This is a genomic window from Streptomyces sp. NPDC127190 (assembly GCF_042672505.1).
Classification (GTDB): Bacteria; Actinomycetota; Actinomycetes; order Streptomycetales; family Streptomycetaceae; genus Streptomyces.
This window is the reverse complement of record NZ_JBHXVE010000061.1, coordinates 1,482-5,075: the sequence shown is the minus strand read 5'-3', so window position 1 is coordinate 5,075 and position 3,594 is coordinate 1,482. Positions and strand designations below refer to the sequence as shown.

The window sequence follows — 3,594 nt, the reverse complement described above, 5'->3', positions numbered from 1 at the left end:
AACACAGCGAGGACGCTGTGTGCGAGGGGACTATTCCTCCTCTCGCACCGCTCTCGTGGTGTTCATCCCGATTACGGGAAAACATTCACGGAGAGTTTGATCCTGGCTCAGGACGAACGCTGGCGGCGTGCTTAACACATGCAAGTCGAACGATGAACCTCCTTCGGGAGGGGATTAGTGGCGAACGGGTGAGTAACACGTGGGCAATCTGCCCTTCACTCTGGGACAAGCCCTGGAAACGGGGTCTAATACCGGATACGAGCCTGAGAGGCATCTCTCGGGTTGGAAAGCTCCGGCGGTGAAGGATGAGCCCGCGGCCTATCAGCTTGTTGGTGAGGTAATGGCTCACCAAGGCGACGACGGGTAGCCGGCCTGAGAGGGCGACCGGCCACACTGGGACTGAGACACGGCCCAGACTCCTACGGGAGGCAGCAGTGGGGAATATTGCACAATGGGCGAAAGCCTGATGCAGCGACGCCGCGTGAGGGATGACGGCCTTCGGGTTGTAAACCTCTTTCAGCAGGGAAGAAGCGAGAGTGACGGTACCTGCAGAAGAAGCGCCGGCTAACTACGTGCCAGCAGCCGCGGTAATACGTAGGGCGCAAGCGTTGTCCGGAATTATTGGGCGTAAAGAGCTCGTAGGCGGCTTGTCACGTCGATTGTGAAAGCCCGAGGCTTAACCTCGGGTCTGCAGTCGATACGGGCTAGCTAGAGTGTGGTAGGGGAGATCGGAATTCCTGGTGTAGCGGTGAAATGCGCAGATATCAGGAGGAACACCGGTGGCGAAGGCGGATCTCTGGGCCATTACTGACGCTGAGGAGCGAAAGCGTGGGGAGCGAACAGGATTAGATACCCTGGTAGTCCACGCCGTAAACGGTGGGAACTAGGTGTTGGCGACATTCCACGTCGTCGGTGCCGCAGCTAACGCATTAAGTTCCCCGCCTGGGGAGTACGGCCGCAAGGCTAAAACTCAAAGGAATTGACGGGGGCCCGCACAAGCGGCGGAGCATGTGGCTTAATTCGACGCAACGCGAAGAACCTTACCAAGGCTTGACATACACCGGAAAACTCTGGAGACAGGGTCCCCCTTGTGGTCGGTGTACAGGTGGTGCATGGCTGTCGTCAGCTCGTGTCGTGAGATGTTGGGTTAAGTCCCGCAACGAGCGCAACCCTTGTTCTGTGTTGCCAGCATGCCCTTCGGGGTGATGGGGACTCACAGGAGACCGCCGGGGTCAACTCGGAGGAAGGTGGGGACGACGTCAAGTCATCATGCCCCTTATGTCTTGGGCTGCACACGTGCTACAATGGCCGGTACAAAGAGCTGCGATACCGTGAGGTGGAGCGAATCTCAAAAAGCCGGTCTCAGTTCGGATTGGGGTCTGCAACTCGACCCCATGAAGTCGGAGTCGCTAGTAATCGCAGATCAGCATTGCTGCGGTGAATACGTTCCCGGGCCTTGTACACACCGCCCGTCACGTCACGAAAGTCGGTAACACCCGAAGCCGGTGGCCCAACCCCTTGTGGGAGGGAGCTGTCGAAGGTGGGACTGGCGATTGGGACGAAGTCGTAACAAGGTAGCCGTACCGGAAGGTGCGGCTGGATCACCTCCTTTCTAAGGAGCACAGTACCGATTGCAGGCAAATGTTCTGCACGGTCAGCTCATGGGTGGAACGTTGATTATTCGGCCTGGATTCTGGGTCGGGGGCTGCTAGTACTGCTCGTAAGAGTGTGGAACGCATGATCTCCGGACGGGTTCTGGGCTGGGCACGCTGTTGGGTGTCTGAGGGAATGGATTTTTCCTCAGTTGCCGGCCCCAGTGCACTCGAACCTGTATGGGTTTGGGGTGATGGGTGGCTGGTCGTTGTTTGAGAACTGCACAGTGGACGCGAGCATCTGTGGCCAAGTTTTTAAGGGCGCACGGTGGATGCCTTGGCACCAGGAACCGATGAAGGACGTGGGAGGCCACGATAGTCCCCGGGGAGTCGTCAACCAGGCTTTGATCCGGGGGTTTCCGAATGGGGAAACCCGGCAGTCGTCATGGGCTGTCACCCGCTGCTGAACACATAGGCAGTGTGGAGGGAACGCGGGGAAGTGAAACATCTCAGTACCCGCAGGAAGAGAAAACAACCGTGATTCCGGGAGTAGTGGCGAGCGAAACCGGATGAGGCCAAACCGTATGCGTGTGAGACCCGGCAGGGGTTGCGTATGCGGGGTTGTGGGATCTCTCTTCCACGGTCTGCCGGCCGTGGGACGAGTCAGAAACCGTTGATGTAGGCGAAGGACATGCGAAAGGTCCGGCGTAGAGGGTAAGACCCCCGTAGTCGAAACGTCAGCGGCTCGTTTGAGAGACACCCAAGTAGCACGGGGCCCGAGAAATCCCGTGTGAATCTGGCGGGACCACCCGCTAAGCCTAAATATTCCCTGGTGACCGATAGCGGATAGTACCGTGAGGGAATGGTGAAAAGTACCGCGGGAGCGGAGTGAAATAGTACCTGAAACCGTGTGCCTACAAGCCGTGGGAGCGTCGGAATGTGCTTGCACATTCTCGTGACTGCGTGCCTTTTGAAGAATGAGCCTGCGAGTTTGCGGTGTGTTGCGAGGTTAACCCGGGTGGGGAAGCCGTAGCGAAAGCGAGTCCGAATAGGGCGATTCAGTAGCACGCTCAAGACCCGAAGCGGAGTGATCTAGCCATGGGCAGGTTGAAGCGGAGGTAAGACTTCGTGGAGGACCGAACCCACCAGGGTTGAAAACCTGGGGGATGACCTGTGGTTAGGGGTGAAAGGCCAATCAAACTCCGTGATAGCTGGTTCTCCCCGAAATGCATTTAGGTGCAGCGTCGTGTGTTTCTTGCCGGAGGTAGAGCACTGGATAGGCGATGGGCCCTACCGGGTTACTGACCTTAGCCAAACTCCGAATGCCGGTAAGTGAGAGCGCGGCAGTGAGACTGTGGGGGATAAGCTCCATGGTCGAGAGGGAAACAGCCCAGAGCATCGACTAAGGCCCCTAAGCGTACGCTAAGTGGGAAAGGATGTGGAGTCGCACAGACAACCAGGAGGTTGGCTTAGAAGCAGCCACCCTTGAAAGAGTGCGTAATAGCTCACTGGTCTAGTGATTCCGCGCCGACAATGTAGCGGGGCTCAAGCGTACCGCCGAAGTCGTGTCATTCATACATATAGGGCCAACGCCTGTATGGATGGGTAGGGGAGCGTCGTCTGCCGGGTGAAGCAGCACCGGAAGGTAGTTGTGGACGGTTGACGAGTGAGAATGCAGGCATGAGTAGCGATACAAACGTGAGAAACGTTTGCGCCGATTGACTAAGGGTTCCTGGGTCAAGCTGATCTGCCCAGGGTAAGTCGGGACCTAAGGCGAGGCCGACAGGCGTAGTCGATGGATAACCGGTTGATATTCCGGTACCCGCTGTGAAGCGTCAAACATCGAATCCAGTGATGCTAAGCCCGTGAAGCCGTTCCGGACCCTTCGGGGAATGGAAAGTGGTGGAGCCGGTGGCCCGAGCTGGTAGTAGGTGAGTGATGGGGTGACGCAGGAAGGTAGTCCATCCCGGGCGGTGGTTGTCCCGGGGTAAGGGTGTAGGCC

The 3,594-nt window shown here is 57.8% G+C and carries 2 rRNA genes (1 of these 2 cut by a window edge); both read left to right on the top strand.

What is annotated here, in order from left to right:
• Positions 1-84: 84 nt before the first annotated feature.
• Positions 85-1,612, top strand: a 16S ribosomal RNA gene (locus ACFVIU_RS39010).
• 285 nt (positions 1,613-1,897) lie between these two features.
• Positions 1,898-3,594: ribosomal RNA gene (locus ACFVIU_RS39005) — 23S ribosomal RNA — on the top strand (its annotated part continues 1,481 nt past the right edge of the window); the annotation flags it as partial.